Origin of the sequence: Nocardia sp. CA-145437, assembly GCF_050956485.1 — a bacterium.
GTDB lineage: Bacteria > Actinomycetota > Actinomycetes > Mycobacteriales > Mycobacteriaceae > Nocardia.
On the sequence record NZ_CP191204.1, the window covers coordinates 3,156,171 to 3,171,586 of the forward strand.

General features: G+C 69.0%; 15 protein-coding genes. 13 read left to right on the forward strand and 2 right to left on the reverse strand.

What is annotated here, in order from left to right; genetic code table 11:
* Positions 1-4: 4 nt before the first annotated feature.
* Positions 5-799: a hypothetical protein gene (locus ACQPYY_RS14630; protein ID WP_433594141.1), complete on the forward strand. Its 795-nt coding sequence runs from the start codon at positions 5-7 to the stop codon at positions 797-799.
* Here the strand turns inward: ACQPYY_RS14630 and ACQPYY_RS14635 are convergent, their stop codons facing one another.
* Positions 800-1,699 carry an alpha/beta fold hydrolase gene (locus tag ACQPYY_RS14635; RefSeq protein ID WP_433594142.1) on the reverse strand — a complete coding sequence of 300 codons (900 nt, stop codon included), beginning with the start codon at positions 1,697-1,699 and terminating at the stop codon, positions 800-802.
* Positions 1,700-1,789: 90 nt separating this feature from the next.
* Here ACQPYY_RS14635 and ACQPYY_RS14640 point away from each other — a divergent pair, with 90 nt between their 5' ends.
* The gene (locus tag ACQPYY_RS14640) at positions 1,790-2,383 is read left to right on the forward strand and encodes a TetR/AcrR family transcriptional regulator (protein ID WP_433594143.1); all 594 of its coding nucleotides are present in this window, start codon (positions 1,790-1,792) and stop codon (positions 2,381-2,383) included.
* A 6-nt stretch (positions 2,384-2,389) separates the two neighbouring features.
* Here ACQPYY_RS14640 and ACQPYY_RS14645 read toward each other — a convergent pair whose 3' ends face one another.
* A complete protein-coding gene (locus ACQPYY_RS14645) occupies positions 2,390-3,280 on the reverse strand; it encodes an alpha/beta fold hydrolase (RefSeq protein WP_379097825.1) in 891 nt (296 codons plus the stop codon).
* Between the two features lie 298 nt (positions 3,281-3,578).
* On the opposite strand from ACQPYY_RS14645, the gene pyrR reads away from it, so the two are divergent.
* The 11 genes from pyrR to gmk all read left to right on the forward strand — a co-directional run bounded on the left by pyrR (position 3,579) and on the right by gmk (position 15,362).
* Positions 3,579-4,217: a bifunctional pyr operon transcriptional regulator/uracil phosphoribosyltransferase PyrR gene (pyrR, locus tag ACQPYY_RS14650; RefSeq protein ID WP_357083329.1), complete on the forward strand. Its 639-nt coding sequence runs from the start codon at positions 3,579-3,581 to the stop codon at positions 4,215-4,217.
* Positions 4,214-5,179: an aspartate carbamoyltransferase catalytic subunit gene (locus tag ACQPYY_RS14655; protein ID WP_379097828.1), complete on the forward strand. Its 966-nt coding sequence runs from the start codon at positions 4,214-4,216 to the stop codon at positions 5,177-5,179. The genes pyrR and ACQPYY_RS14655 overlap by 4 nt, the downstream gene beginning before the upstream one ends.
* Positions 5,180-5,249: 70 nt before the next feature.
* Positions 5,250-6,542, forward strand: coding sequence for a dihydroorotase (locus ACQPYY_RS14660; RefSeq protein WP_433594144.1), 1,293 nt, complete (start codon positions 5,250-5,252; stop codon positions 6,540-6,542).
* Between the two features lie 104 nt (positions 6,543-6,646).
* A complete protein-coding gene (locus tag ACQPYY_RS14665) occupies positions 6,647-7,144 on the forward strand; it encodes a transporter (protein WP_357286134.1) in 498 nt (165 codons plus the stop codon).
* Positions 7,141-8,259 (forward strand): glutamine-hydrolyzing carbamoyl-phosphate synthase small subunit, encoded by a 1,119-nt coding sequence (carA, locus tag ACQPYY_RS14670; protein WP_379097837.1) that lies wholly within the window; start codon positions 7,141-7,143, stop codon positions 8,257-8,259. Before ACQPYY_RS14665 ends, carA begins: the two co-directional genes overlap by 4 nt.
* On the forward strand, positions 8,259-11,564 hold the full coding sequence (carB, locus tag ACQPYY_RS14675) for a carbamoyl-phosphate synthase large subunit (protein WP_433594145.1): 3,306 nt from the start codon (positions 8,259-8,261) through the stop codon (positions 11,562-11,564). Before carA ends, carB begins: the two co-directional genes overlap by 1 nt.
* Positions 11,561-12,433: an orotidine-5'-phosphate decarboxylase gene (pyrF, locus tag ACQPYY_RS14680; RefSeq protein WP_433594146.1), complete on the forward strand. Its 873-nt coding sequence runs from the start codon at positions 11,561-11,563 to the stop codon at positions 12,431-12,433. Before carB ends, pyrF begins: the two co-directional genes overlap by 4 nt.
* Positions 12,434-12,535: 102 nt before the next feature.
* The gene (locus ACQPYY_RS14685) at positions 12,536-13,384 is read left to right on the forward strand and encodes a patatin-like phospholipase family protein (protein WP_433594147.1); all 849 of its coding nucleotides are present in this window, start codon (positions 12,536-12,538) and stop codon (positions 13,382-13,384) included.
* A 33-nt stretch (positions 13,385-13,417) separates the two neighbouring features.
* A complete protein-coding gene (locus tag ACQPYY_RS14690; RefSeq protein ID WP_433594148.1) occupies positions 13,418-13,846 on the forward strand; it encodes a VOC family protein in 429 nt (142 codons plus the stop codon).
* A 600-nt stretch (positions 13,847-14,446) separates the two neighbouring features.
* The gene (gene mihF, locus ACQPYY_RS14695) at positions 14,447-14,770 is read left to right on the forward strand and encodes an integration host factor, actinobacterial type (protein WP_033086940.1); all 324 of its coding nucleotides are present in this window, start codon (positions 14,447-14,449) and stop codon (positions 14,768-14,770) included.
* A 7-nt stretch (positions 14,771-14,777) separates the two neighbouring features.
* Complete coding sequence (gene gmk, locus ACQPYY_RS14700) at positions 14,778-15,362, forward strand: guanylate kinase (RefSeq protein WP_357286150.1); 585 nt, start codon at positions 14,778-14,780, stop codon at positions 15,360-15,362.
* The last annotated feature ends 54 nt before the right edge of the window (positions 15,363-15,416 follow it).

Sequence of the window (15,416 nt, forward strand, 5' to 3'; positions counted from 1 at the left end):
GCCGATGTTCGCTCCCTCGGACGCGCTGTATCTGTCGGCGGCGATCGCTTCGGTCGCCGTCGTCATCGGATCGTCGGAGCGGCTGGCGGCGCCCCGGCTGCTCGCCGACGGCGCCCTCGCCGGATGGCCGGTCTCGGCCACCAGCATCCCCTTGCTGACCAGGAGGTCCTTCCAGAGCAGCGTCGGACGGCTGCTGGTCTACCCGCGAGTGCTCGGCCTCATCGCCGCCTGTCTGGCCTGCGCGGTGCTGCTGGTCCTGCATCCGTCGTCCGCTCTGAACGCCTTGGCGGCCACCGTGATCGCGGTGACCTACATTCTGCTGAGCATGCGTTCCCGCTTCGGCGGTGATGGGGCGGACCAGATGACGATCGTCGTCTTCGTGGCCCTGGCGCTCGCCTTCGCCATCGGGCAGGAGCGCGCCGAGGTGATCGTGCTCTGGTTCATCGCGGCCCAGGTGTGCCTCGCGTATGTCACCGCGGGGGTGGCGAAGCTGGTCAGCCCGGTGTGGCGGAGCGGCACGGCACTGCCGGAGATCTTGGCGACCCGAGCCTACGGGCATCGGCGGGCCGCCAAGCTCCTCGCGCGTCATCGCACCGCCGCGGCGGCGATGTGCTGGTCGGTGATCCTGCTGGAATGCGGTTTCCCGCTGGTCCTACTCGGTATCGGACCGCTCACCTGCCTGCTCGTGATCGGCGGCGCTCTCCTGCACATCGGCACCGCGATCCTCATGCGCCTCAACACTTTCCTGTGGGCATTCCTGGCCACCTATCCGGCGGTCATCTTCTGCGCGACGGCTTGATCAGGCCCGCACCTGATCGTGCTGCTCCACGAATCCGAGGAAGCGCGGAATCACCGTTTCCGGTATCGCCCACAGCATTTCGTGCCCGACCCCGGGGTAGATCTCGATATCGGCCGCCGGAATGCACGCCCGCGCGTGCGCCGCGGCCGCGTGCGCGTCATTGGCGATCGTCTGCTCCCCGAACAGCACCAGCATCGGCGCGGTGACCCTCGACAGCTGCTCGTCGGGCAGCAGCCGCGACCACGGCATCGCGATGCGGAACTTCAACGCGGCCAACGTCAGAGTCCACATCTCCTCGGTGAGCTTCACCCCCGGAGTCAACCACTCCATGAACTTCTCCATCTTCTCCCGAGTGGGTCGGATCCCGCCGAGCAGGAACTTGAACAGCAGCCCCCACTTCGGCTTGGCGAACGACGCCGCATCGGGTTCGAGCATGGTGATACTGGCCAGCCGATCCGACCGCTGCGACGCGAACAGCAGCGATATCCACGATCCCCCCGAATACCCGGCCAAATGCACCCGCTCGGCCCCGATCCCGTCGAACACCTCGACCAGCCACCGCACGATGTCGTCCTGCCCCTTCAATGGCGCGGTCTGCTCACTGCGCCCCGCCCACCCCAGCGGATCCACCGTGTACACGACATGCTCCCGCGACATCTCCTCGATGAACGGCATCCAGAACAACCCCATCCCCGGCATCCCGGGCAACAACACGATCGGCACCCCCTCGCCATTGCCGGACCTGCGCACTCGCGTTGTGCCGAAAGAGGTCTCGACATCGAGGTCGGTCGCCGCCACCGGCCACTGCGCGGCCAGGTCGTCGTAGGCCCGCAGGTAGTCCGCCTTGGCCTGCGCGTTCTTGAATCGCCCGATCTTGGCCATGTGAGCCTCCCCGTTCATCATCGTTGATGATACGAACGTACCATAAAAATGATATGGGCGTACCATCAAAATCTTCGTTGCCCCAGAAGTAGTGAGAGAGCTGGTCAGATGCCTCGTTTGGTCGATCACGAGCAGCGTCGTCGGGAGATCACCACTGCCGCACGGACTGTCATCGCCACCGGTGGGCTCGACGCCGCGACCTTCCAGGCGGTGGCGGCCGAGGCGGGGATCTCGGTGCGGCTGATTCAGTACTATTTCGGGACCAAACGGGAGTTGATGCTCGCCACGCATACGGCGGTCGTGGCGGACTTCGGGGTGGGGTTCACCGAGCAGTTCACCAAACTCGGGCCCGAGGCCACGCCGCGGGAGATCATCCGGACCTTCGCAGTCGGACTCCTGCCGCTCGATGATCAGCGGCGGCAGGACAATCTGGTGTTCGCGGCCTTCCATGCGGCCAATCTGACCGGGAACACCGTCACCTCCGACGAGATGATGGGGGCGCCGCGCTATCTGGTCACCGTGATCACCGACCAGCTGCTGCGCGTTCGGGGGGCCGAATCCGATACGCACACGGCGGAATTGGACGCCGAGATCATCGTCGGCGGGGTCAGCAGCATCACCCAGTTCGTGCTGGCGGGTGGCGCTACCCGGGAGCGGGCGGTCGAACTGCTCGACCGCCTGCTCGACAGGATGCTGCCGTAAGGGCGGTCAGCCCTGCTGGTCGCCGATATGGGCGCGGACGAAATCGACCACGGCGTCGGTGAATTCGTCATTGGCGTCGCTGGCTGCGGTGTGGGCGGCGGTGCCGATCTCGATGTACTCGGCGTGCGGGGTCAGGGCGCGGAAGGCCGTGACGCCCTCCTCGCTGACCACGTCGGAGAGCGCGCCCCGCACCAGCAGGGTCGGGATGCTCAGCTGCTTCGCCGCGTTCTCGAGGGCCTCGGTGTGCACGTCGATCTCCTCGCCGCGTCCGTCGCGCGGGCCTCCCATCATGGCCGGATCCCAGTGCCAGTACCAGCGGCCGTCGGCACGCTTGCGCAGATTGCGTTGCAGCCCTTCGGGATTGCGGGGCCGGCGGCGGTGGGGGAGGTAGGCGGCGACGGCGTCGGCGGCCTCCTCGAGGCTGGCGAAGCCCTCGGGATTGCTGGAGAGGAAGTTGATGACGCGCTCGACGCCCTTGCGTTCGGGGCGGGGCACGACGTCGACGAGGACCAGGCCGGTGATGCGCGCGGCCTCGGGGTGGGTGGTGGCCATCAGGCCGGTGAGCCCGCCCATGGACGCGCCGACGATGAAGGCGGGCTTGCCCAGTTGTTCGAGCACCGCCATCAGATCCTCGACCATGGCCTCGCGGCGGTAGTTGCCGTCCGGATCCCAGTCGCTGTCGCCGTGGCCGCGCGCGTCGAGCAGCACCGCATGCATGCCCGCTTTGGCCAAGGCCAGTCCGGAGTCCTTCCAGGATCCGCGGGTCTGCCCGCCGCCGTGGAGAAATACCACCAGTGGGCCGTCCTGGGGTCCCCAGCTGTCTCCGGCGATGGTGATGCCGCCGTACCCGCGGAAGTTGACCCGGGCGGGTTCGGTGAATTCAGCGTCATTGCTCACTCTCCGAGCATCGCACACGTCGGTATACGGTGTATGACAACCGGCCGGTAGCTAGGACCGGGGGAGTGATCAGGCGGCGTGAACCCCGCCACACTGGCCGGACGACCGTATTGCTGCGGACTTGCCGGTGACCCCGGCGAACGCGGGTTCCGGCAGGTCGCGGCGGGTACGGCGGTGGTGCGCCGACCGCGGACGCGCGGGGGGTGCGGGGTCGGGGGCGCATTCGCGCGCTGGTAGGGTCACTGCCCGAAAGACATCCTTTAACGGACCGTCCCGTGAGGCGGGGAAGGAGGTCGGCATGGCTGTGCCCGAAGACCGGGCGGCCAAGTCGAGCGCTGCCGAGTTCTCGCAGCGGCACGACCCGGACCGGGTCGAGACCGGACGCGAGCTGCTCTCCGATTCCGACGTCGGCCGGACCATCGCCCGCATGGCGCACCAGATCATCGAGAAGACCGCCCTGGACTCCGGTGATCCGCAGGTTGCCCGCGTGGTGCTGATCGGAATCCCCACCCGCGGAACCACTCTGGCCCATCGCCTGGCCGGCCGGATCGAGGAATTCTCCGGCGTCCGCCCCGCGATCGGCTCCCTCGACATCACCCTCTACCGCGACGACCTGCGCTCCAAGCCGCACCGTCCGCTCGAACGCACCTCCGTGCCCGAGGGCGGTATCGAGGACGCCCTGGTCGTGCTCGTCGACGACGTGCTCTTCTCCGGCCGCACCGTGCGCTCGGCGCTCGACGGCCTGCGCGACCTGGGCCGCCCCCGCGCGGTGCAGCTCGCCGTGCTCATCGACCGCGGCCACCGCGAACTTCCCATCCGCGCCGACTACGTCGGCAAGAACGTGCCGACCGCGCGCACCGAGGACATCTCGGTGCTGCTGCGCGAGCACGACGGCCGCGACGGCGTGTACCTGCGCCAGGAGGGTGACGCCCAGTGAAGCACCTGCTCTCGGTCACCGACCTGGACCGCGAGACCGCCAACGGCCTGCTCGACGAGGCCGAGCGGTTCGAACAGGCGCTGCTGGGCCGCGAGGTCAAGAAGCTCCCGACGCTGCGCGGCCGCACGGTCATGACCGTGTTCTTCGAGAACTCCACCCGCACCCGGGTCTCCTTCGAGGTCGCGGGCAAGTGGATGAGCGCCGACGTCATCAATGTGAGCGCGTCGAGTTCCTCGGTCTCCAAGGGCGAATCGCTGCGCGACACCGCCCTGACCCTGCACGCCGCGGGCGCGGACGCCCTCATCGTGCGCCACCCCGCCTCCGGCGCGGCGCATCAGATCGCGCGCTGGTTCGCCGAGATGGACGAGGCCGCGAGCGGTTACGCCGGTCCCGGCCCCGCCATCATCAATGCCGGTGACGGCACCCACGAGCACCCCACCCAGGCGCTGCTGGACGCGCTGACCCTGCGTCAGCGCCTCGGCGATCTGGAGGGCAAGCGGATCGTGCTGGTCGGCGACATCCTGCACAGCCGGGTCGCCCGCTCGAACGCCTTCCTGCTCAGCACCCTGGGCGCCGAGGTCGTGCTGGTCTCGCCGCGCACCCTGCTGCCGGTCGGTGTGGAGGCCTGGCCCGTGCGGGTCTCGGACTCCCTGGACGCCGAACTGCCCGGCGCGGACGCGGTCATGATGCTGCGCGTGCAGGCCGAGCGCATGAACGGCGGCTTCTTCCCGTCGGCGCGCGAGTACTCGATCCGCTACGGCCTCAACGAGCGCCGCATGAAGATGCTCGACGAGCACGCGGTGGTCCTGCACCCCGGGCCCATGCTGCGCGGCATGGAGATCGGCTTCTCCGTCGCCGATTCCCCGAAAGCGGCTGTGCTGCAACAGGTCAACAACGGAGTCCATATGCGCATGGCGGTGCTGTTCCGCCTGCTGGTCGGAACCGACGAGGTGGTCGCGTGATCGGGTCAGGCCCGGAGGCGGAAGCCTGCGTAACCACGCAGGGCCCCCGAGTGCGCGGAAAGGAAGCAGCATGAGCATCCTGATCAAGAACGTCCTTCTCTACGGTGAGGGCGACGCGGTCGACGTGCTGGTCGCCGACGGCGAGATCCGTGAGATCGGCGCGGGCCTGAGCGCCCCGGACGCCGAGATCGTCGACGGCAAGGGCCAGTTCCTGCTGCCGGGCTTCATCGACCTGCACACCCACCTGCGCGAGCCGGGCCGCGAGGACACCGAGACCATCGAATCCGGTTCCGCCGCAGCCGCTCTGGGCGGCTACACCGCGGTGTTCGCCATGGCCAACACCAGCCCGGTCGCCGACACCTCGGTCATCACCGACCACGTGTGGAAGCGCGGCCAGGAGGTCGGCCTGGTCGACGTGCACCCGGTCGGAGCGGTCACCGTCGGCCTCGAGGGCAAGCAGCTCGCCGAGATGGGCACCATGGCCGCCGGCGTCGGCGCGGTGCGCATGTTCTCCGACGACGGCCACTGCGTCTACGACCCGCTGATCATGCGCCGCGCCCTGGAATACGCGAACTCCCTGGGCGTGCTCATCGCCCAGCACGCGGAGGAGCCGCGCCTGACCAAGGGCGCCGTCGCCCATGAGGGCCCGACCGCCTCCCGTCTGGGCCTGGCCGGCTGGCCGCGCGCCGCCGAGGAGTCCATCGTGGCCCGCGACGCCCTGCTGGCCCGCGACGCCGGAGCCCGCGTGCACATCTGCCACGCCTCCACCGCCGGCACCGTCGAACTGCTGAAATGGGCCAAGTCCCAGGGTATTTCGATCACCGCCGAGGTGACCCCGCACCACCTGCTGCTCGACGACTCGCGGCTGGAGACCTACGACGCGGTGAACCGGGTGAACCCGCCGCTGCGCGAATCCTCCGACGTGGCGGCGCTGCGTCAAGCCCTCGCCGACGGAGTCATCGACTGTGTCGCCACCGACCACGCCCCGCACGCCGACCAGGACAAGTGCTGCGAGTTCGCGGCCGCCCGTCCCGGCATGCTGGGCCTGGAGACGGCGCTGTCGATCATCGTGGAGACCATGGTCAACCCCGGACTGCTCGACTGGCGCGGTGTCGCGCGGGTCATGAGCGAGAACCCGGCGCGGATCGTGGGCCTGGACGATCAGGGCCGGCCGCTCGCGGTCGGCGAACCCGCCAACCTGGCGCTGATCGACCCGGCCGCCGAATGGACGGTGGAGGCGAACGAACTCGCCTCGATCGCCCGCAACACGCCCTTCCAGGCGATGACCCTGCCCGCGAAGGTGACCGCCACCTTCCTGCGCGGCCGGCTCACCGCCCGGGACGGCAGGATCGTCGCCGGATAGCGGCGGGTGGGGAACCCAGCAATGAACGGTCAGGAGCCGGAGGCGGAAGCCTGCGTAACCACGCAGGCTCCCCGCTCATTGCTCAATGGACACGGAGAACCGTCATGCGACTGTTGCAAGTGCTGATTCTGCTGGCCTTGTTCGTGCTGTGCCTGGGACTCATGTACTGGGCGTGGACGGGCCGGGCCAAGAAGCAGGCGGGCGCGATCGGTGACCTGCCCGCGGTGCCCGCCGACTGCGGCGCGCAGCTGCTGGAGCCCACCACGGGGCTCTACCTCGGCAGCACCCTCGCCCCCAGCTGGATTCAGCGAATCACGGTGGGCGACCTGGGTTTCCGCGCCACCGCGGAGCTGACCCGGTTCGAACGCGGCATCCTGCTCGAGCGGGATGGCGCGGCGACGATCTGGATTCCGCAGGAATCCATCACCGCGGTGCGCGCCGAGCGCGGGCACGCGGGCAAAGTGATGACAGAAGACGGTGTGCTGGTGATTCGCTGGACGCTGCCGACCGGGACCGAGGTGGATACCGGTTTCCGCGGTGACGACAAAGCGGTGTACCCGGCATGGACCGCAGCAGCTACGAAGACGGGAGACGAGGCATGAGCAGCGGAAATACTGCCGTGATGGTGCTCGAGGACGGCCGCGTGTTCCGCGGGACGACCTTCGGCGCCGTCGGGCAGACCCTGGGTGAGGCGGTGTTCTGTACCGCCATGACGGGCTATCAGGAGACCCTCACCGACCCCAGCTACGACCGCCAGATCGTGGTGGCCACCGCGCCGCAGATCGGCAACACCGGCTGGAACGACGAGGACGACGAGTCCTCGAAGATCTGGGTGGCGGGTTATGCCGTGCGCGACCCCGCGCGCCGCGCCTCCAACTGGCGCGCCAACCGCACCCTGCAGGCCGAGCTGGAGAACCAGAACATCGTCGGCATCGCGGGCATCGACACCCGCGCGGTGGTGCGGCACCTGCGCACCGCCGGTTCCATGAAGGCGGGCATCTTCTCCGGCGATTCGCTGGCCGACTACGAGGAGCTGGTCTCCCGGGTCAACGGCCAGCAGTCCATGCTGGGCGCGGACCTGGCCGGTGAGGTCTCCACCGACGAGATGTACACCATCGACCCGATCGGCGAGCACCGCTTCACCGTGGTCGCGGTCGACCTGGGCATCAAGTCCAACACCCCGCGCATGTTCGCCCAGCGCGGCATGCGGGTGCACGTGGTCCCGTCCAACGTGACCCTGGACCAGATCAAGGAACTGAACCCCAACGGCGTGTTCCTGTCCAACGGCCCGGGCGACCCGGCCACCGCCGATGCGCAGGTCGCGCTGACCCAGGGCGTCCTGGGCGAGGGCATCCCGCTGTTCGGCATCTGCTTCGGCAACCAGATCCTGGGCCGGGCGCTGGGCCGCAACACCTACAAGATGAAGTTCGGCCACCGCGGCATCAATGTGCCGGTCGTCGAACATCATTCGGGCCGGATCTCGATCACCGCCCAGAACCACGGCTTCGCCCTCGAAGGCGAGCGCGGCGAGGTCTTCGACACCCCGTTCGGCAAGGCCGAGGTCAGCCACGTGTGCGCCAATGACGGTGTCGTCGAAGGCGTGCAGCTGGTGAACGGCAAGGCCTTCTCCGTGCAGTACCACCCCGAGGCCGCGGCCGGACCCCACGACGCCGCCTACCTGTTCGACCGTTTCGCCATGCTGATGGAAGGAGCCTGATGCCACGCCGTACCGACCTCAACCACATCCTGGTGATCGGCTCGGGCCCGATCGTCATCGGCCAGGCTTGTGAGTTCGACTATTCGGGAACCCAGGCGTGTCGCGTCCTGCGGTCCGAAGGCCTGCGCGTGTCGCTGGTCAACTCCAACCCGGCGACCATCATGACCGACCCGGAGTTCGCGGACTCGACCTATGTCGAGCCGATCACCTGGGAATTCGTCGAGAAGGTCATCGCCAAGGAGCGTCCCGACGCGATCCTGGCGACCCTCGGCGGTCAGACCGCGCTCAACTGCGCTGTCGCCCTGCATGAGAACGGCATCCTCGAGAAGTACAACGTCGAGCTGATCGGCGCCGACTTCGAGGCCATCCAGCGTGGTGAGGACCGCCAGAAGTTCAAGGACATCGTCGCCAAGGTCGGCGGCGAGTCCGCGCGCTCCAAGGTCTGCTTCACCATGGACGAGGTCCGCGAGACCGTCGAGGAACTGGGCTTCCCGGTCGTCGTGCGCCCCTCGTTCACCATGGGCGGCCTGGGCTCGGGTATGGCCTACAACCACGAGGACCTCGACCGCATCGCCGGCGGCGGCCTGGCCGCATCGCCGACCGCGAACGTGCTCATCGAGGAATCCATCCTGGGCTGGAAGGAATTCGAGCTCGAGCTCATGCGCGACCGCAACGACAATGTGGTCATCGTCTGCTCGATCGAGAACGTGGACCCGATGGGCGTGCACACCGGTGACTCGGTCACCGTCGCCCCGGCCATGACCCTCACCGACCGCGAATACCAGAAGATGCGCGATCTGGGCATCGCCATCCTGCGCGAGGTCGGTGTCGACACCGGCGGCTGCAACATCCAGTTCGCGGTGGACCCGCGCGACGGCCGCCTGATCGTCATCGAGATGAACCCGCGCGTGTCGCGCTCGTCGGCGCTGGCGTCCAAGGCCACCGGCTTCCCGATCGCCAAGATCGCCGCCAAGCTGGCCATCGGCTACACCCTCGACGAGATCGTCAACGACATCACCAAGGAGACCCCGGCCTGTTTCGAGCCCACGCTCGACTACGTGGTCGTGAAGGCTCCGCGCTTCGCCTTCGAGAAGTTCCCGGGCGCCGACACCACGCTGACCACGACCATGAAGTCGGTCGGCGAGGCGATGTCCATGGGCCGCAACTTCTCCGAGGCCCTGGGCAAGGTGCTGCGCTCGCTCGAGACCAAGGCCACCGGCTTCTGGACCCTGCCCGACGGTGAATGGACCGACGTGCAGGCCATTCTCGACGACCTGAAGGTCCCCACCGAGGGCCGCATCTACCAGGTGGAGCGCGCGCTGCGCCTTGGCGCGAGCATCGAGGACACCGCCGCCGCCTCCGGCATCGACCCCTGGTTCGTCGCCGAGGTCGCCGCCCTGGTGGAGCTGCGTCAGGAGATCATCGACGCCCCCGTGCTGGACGAGCCGCTGCTGCGCACCGCCAAGCACTACGGCCTCTCCGATCGCCAGATCGCCGCGCTGCGACCGGAACTCGCCGGTGAGGGCGGCGTGCGCGAGCTGCGCCACCGCCTGCAGATCCGCCCGGTGTTCAAGACCGTCGACACCTGCGCCGCCGAGTTCGAGGCCAAGACCCCGTACCACTACTCGGCCTACGAGCTCGATCCCGCCGCGGAGTCCGAGGTCGCGCCGCAGCGGGAGCGCGAGAAGGTCATCATCCTGGGCTCGGGTCCGAACCGTATCGGCCAGGGCATCGAGTTCGACTACTCGTGTGTGCACGCCGCGCAGACGCTGTCGGCCGCGGGCTACGAGACCATCATGGTCAACTGCAACCCGGAGACGGTCTCGACCGACTACGACACCGCCGACCGCCTCTACTTCGAGCCGCTCACCTTCGAGGACGTGCTCGAGGTGTACCACGCCGAGACCGAGTCCGGCACCGTCGCGGGCGTCATCTGCCAGCTGGGCGGGCAGACCCCGCTGAGCCTGGCGCAGCGCCTCACCGACGCGGGCGTGCCCGTGGTCGGCACCTCGGCGGCGGCCATCGACCTGGCCGAGGACCGCGGCGAGTTCGGCGATGTGCTGGTCGCGGCGGGTCTTCCGGCCCCCAAGTACGGCACCGCCACCACCTTCCCGCAGGCCAAGAAGATCGCGGCCGAGATCGGTTACCCGGTGCTGGTGCGCCCGTCCTACGTGCTGGGCGGCCGCGGCATGGAGATCGTCTACGACGAGGCCACCCTCGCCGACTACATCTCCCGCGCCACCGAGATCACCCCGGACCACCCGGTGCTGGTCGACCGGTTCCTGGAGGACGCCATCGAGATCGACGTCGACGCCCTGTGCGACGGCGACGAGGTCTACCTGGGCGGCGTCATGGAGCACATCGAGGAAGCCGGCATCCACTCCGGTGACTCGGCGTGCGCCCTGCCCCCGATCACCCTGGGCCGCAGCGATATCGAGGCCGTGCGCCGCTCGACGGCCGCCCTGGCCAAGGGCATCGGCGTGAAGGGCCTGCTGAACGTGCAGTACGCGCTCAAGGACGACGTGCTCTACGTCCTCGAGGCCAACCCGCGCGCCAGCCGCACGGTGCCGTTCGTCTCCAAGGCCACCGCGGTGCCGCTGGCGAAGGCCGCGGCGCGGATCGCGCTGGGCGCCACCATCGCCGACCTCCGCAAGGAGGGCCTGCTCCCGGCCGAGGGCGACGGCGGCACCGTGCCGATCGAGGCCCCGGTCGCGGTCAAGGAAGCGGTTCTGCCGTTCCACCGCTTCCGCCGCCCGGACGGCTCCGGCATCGACTCGCTGCTCTCGCCGGAGATGAAGTCCACCGGTGAGGTCATGGGCATCGACGCCGACTTCGGGACCGCCTTCGCCAAGTCGCAGTCCGCCGCCTACGGGTCGCTGCCGACCGAGGGCACCGCGTTCGTGTCCATCGCCAACCGCGACAAGCGCGCCATGGTGTTCCCGGTCAAGCGCCTGCACGACCTGGGCTTCCGCATCCTCGCCACCGAGGGCACCGCGGAGATGCTGCGCCGCAACGGCATTCCGTGCGATCGGGTGCGCAAGCAGTCCGACAACGCGCCGGACGAGGCCGGCATCGTGGACATGATCAAGGACGGCGACGTCGACATCGTGTTCAACACGCCCTACGGCAACAACGGCCCGCGCGTGGACGGCTACGAGATCCGCACCGCCGCGGTCGGCGCGAACATCCCGTGCATCACCACCGTGCAGGGTGCGGCCGCGGCCGTGCAGGGCATCGAGGCCACCATCCGCGGCGGCATCGGCGTGCGCTCCCTGCAGGAACTGCACGCGGTGCTGCGCGGATGAGCGCCTCCGGCGCTGAGCGGATGAGCGCCTCCGGTGCTGCGCGGACGACCGGCTTCGGGCTACGGCTGCGGGAGGCGATGCGCGCGCACGGACCGTTGTGCGTGGGCATCGACCCGCATCCGCCGCTGCTGCGGGCCTGGGGCCTGAGCGAGGACGCCGCCGGGGTGGCCAAGTTCGCCGACGCCTGCGTGCGGGCGTTCGCGGGCCGGGTCGCCCTGGTCAAGCCGCAGGTGGCGTTCTTCGAAACCTACGGTTCGGCCGGAATGATGGTGCTGGAGGAGACCATCGCGGCGCTGCGGGCGGCGGGCACCCTGGTGCTGGCCGACGCCAAGCGCGGCGATATCGGCTCCACCATGGACGCCTACGCGCACGCCTGGCTCGGTGACGGCCCGCTGGGCAGCGACGCGGTCACGGTGTCGCCGTATCTCGGATTCGGTTCGCTCGCACCGGCTCTGGAGCTGGCCGCGGCCAACGGGCGCGGCGTGTTCGTGCTGGCCGCGACCTCCAATCCGGAAGGCGCCGAGCTGCAACGCATCACCGGCGCGGACGGCCGCAGCATCGCCCAGCGCATGGTCGACGATGCCGCCGCGGCCAATGTCGGGGCCGAATTCGGTTCCGTCGGTGTGGTTGTCGGCGCGACCCTGACCGAGGCCCCGGACCTGAGCGCCCTCAACGGGCCCATCCTGATGCCGGGTGTGGGCGCGCAGGGCGGGGGAGCGGACTCCATTCGCGCCCTGGTGCCCGCGCGCGACCTGGGCGCGGTGCTGCCCAATGTCTCGCGTGAGGTGCTGAAGGCCGGTCCGTCGGTGGCCGCGCTGAAGGAGAAGGTCGCCGAGCTGTCGGAGGAGTTCGCCTTCCTGCAGCGCTGATTCCAGAACACAGTTACTCGCGGCACCGGGTCCGATCCGGTGCCGCGAGTGTTTTCGGAGGGATATCCTCCGCTTCCTTGTCGCGGCGGATACAGTGGCCTCATGTCTGCCGCGATGCCGCCCAAGGGAATTCGCCGTGCGCTCGTCCTGGGTGGAGGTGGTGCGGTCGGCCTGAGCTGGATGGCGGGTGTCGTCATCGCCCTGCGCGCGGCCGGAATCGACCCGGCCGCGGCCGACCGGATCGTCGGCACCTCCGCCGGAGCGGTCGTCGGCGCGGCCCTGGCCGCGGACGTCGACCTGAACCTGCTGTTGCGGCGGCCCTCCACCGAGACCGCCGAACTCGAGCCGATCGAGTTCGACCCGAACAGCTTCGGCGAGATCCTCGGCCTGCTCGGCACGCCCGGTCTGGACCCGGCCGAGGCGCGTCGGCGCGCGGGCGCCCGCGCCCTGGAGATGAATCTCGGCGATCCGGCCACCCACATCGCCCGCATCGGCGCGTTCGTCGGCCACAGCGACTGGCCCCAGCGCGATCTGCTGATCACCGCGATCAGCGTCGACACCGGGGAACTGCAGGCCTGGACCCCCGGCGGCAAGGCCACCCTGCCCGAGGCGCTGGCGTCGAGCACCTCGGTTCCCGGTGTCTTCCCGCCCATTCCGATCGACGGCGTCCACTACTTCGACGGCGGCATGCGCTCACCCATCAACGCCGATCTGGCGGCCGGAGCCGAGCGGATGCTGGTCATCGAACCCCTGGCGCACCTGTTCCCGCACGCCCCCTCCGACCGCGACCTGGGCGGCGCGGCAACGACGTTCATCGTCCCCGACGTTGATGCCATCGCCGCCTTCGGCCCGAACCTGTTCAGCGCGGACGCGCTGGTGCCCGCCTACGAGGCGGGGGTGCGGCAGGGCGGGGAGGCGGCGCCCGGGCTGCGGGATTTCTGGCGGGCCTGAATCGGACCGCTCAGTAGAAAGGTGGGATTTCTCATGTCCGATGCCGCCCTCGGCCTGCTCTCGTACGCCCAAACCCGCATCCTGGTCGACGATTTCGCGTCCAGCTTCCGGTTCTATCGCGACGTGCTGGGTCTGCGCCTGAAGGCCGAGATCGAGGGTGACGTGCCCGAGACCGAGGAAGGGCCCTACGCCTGCTTCGCCGTCGGCACGCAGGATCTCGCGCTGTTCACCCGCGCCTACATGGACGCGGCCATCGGCGCCGAGCACCGGCCGCGCGGCGAGATCGATACGGCCGTGGTGGTTTTGCGGGTCGCCGATGTCGACGAGGCGATCGCCGTGCTGCGCGAGCGCGGCGCGGTCGTCGTCGGCGAGCCCGCCGACCAGCCGGCGTGGGGCATGCGCGTGGGTCACGTGCGCGCACCCGAGGGCACGCTCGTGGAGCTGTGCCAGTACGCGGATTGATCCGATCCTGTTCGCTCTCGGCGAACCATCCGGCGGCCCGATCGAACGCTTGTCCGGATCGACCCGCTCCCGCCCGCCCGGGCGATGGGCGGGTTCTCGCATGTATCGGCCGGGTTTCGCGCGTCAGCGGCCGCCTGAGGGGCGGAAACGGGCCGCTCGGGCGTCGTCCCCGGTGGCCGCACCGGGTCCGACCTGCATCGAAGGGTGTCTGATTTGCGAGTTTTCAAGGTCTCGGAACGGGCCCCGGTGATGCGCGACACGCGCTACGGATTCGAACGACACGCCGAGAAATCCAAGAAAAATCCAGGTCGCGTGATTACAGCTCGGTCACGGTTTCATCCGGGGCCAGTCCGGCCCCTCGAACGCGCGGTCGAGAAACCCAAAAACCCCTGGCCGCAAGGCTATTCGCGGCCGTGCGCGGCCGTGGGGCGCGCCCGGTGCGGCGGCGCCCGCGGCGGTGTGCATCCGGCCCGGTCGCGCGCCGAATCACGCGCTGACCTGGGGGGTGGGTTCGCAATCGGCAAGCGTCGTGGGTACGGTCGCTGAGACCACCGGGTTACCGGAGGTAGATCAAGCAATGAACGATGAGACGGAGGAACCGTGGCCCTTCCCCAGCTGACTGACGAGCAGCGCGCCGCTGCTTTGGAGAAGGCGGCTGCCGCTCGCCGCGCTCGGGCGGAGCTCAAGGAGCGCTTGAAGCGTGGTGGCACCGATCTGAAGACGGTCCTTGCGGACGCCGAGAAGGACGAAGTCCTCGGCAAGATGAAGGTTTCGGCCCTGCTCGAGGCCCTGCCGAAGGTTGGCAAGGTCAAGGCTGCCGAGATCATGAGCGAGCTCGAGATCGCTCCCACCCGCCGCCTGCGCGGACTGGGCGACCGGCAGCGTAAGGCGCTGCTGGCCCGGTTCGACTTCAGCGCCGAATAATCCGAGGGTGGTCGAACACACTCGGAAGGGTCGACTGGTAGTACTGGTCGGCCCCTCGGCCGTCGGCAAGTCCACCGTCGTGCGCTGCGTGCGCGAACGACTGCCCGAATTGGTATTCAGTGTGTCGGCCACCACCCGGGCTCCGCGGCCCGGGGAGGTCGACGGTCAGGACTACCACTTCGTCACCCGCGAGAAGTTCGACGCCATGATCGACGGCGGCGAAATGCTCGAATGGGCCGATATCCACGGTGGACTGCAGCGGTCGGGCACCCCGGCCGCACCCGTGCGGGAAGCGCTCGCCTCCGGACACCACGTCCTGATCGAGGTCGACCTCGAGGGCGCGCGCTCGATCCGCGAATCCATGCCGGAGGGCCTGCTGGTCTTCCTGGCCCCACCCAGCTGGGACGAGCTGGTGTCCCGCCTGACCTCGCGCGGGACCGAATCGCCCGAGGTCATCGAGCGTCGGCTACAGACCGCGCGCACCGAACTGGCCGCGTGTGACGAGTTCGACATCGTGATCGTGAACGACCACGTGACCAGCGCCTGCGAGCAGTTGGTATCGTTGTTCGTTAGCACAAATTCGGGGTCCTAGTTCTCGAACTGCGGAACCCGAACATCCGGCTCGTCTTCGAAGTGAGCCGGGAAG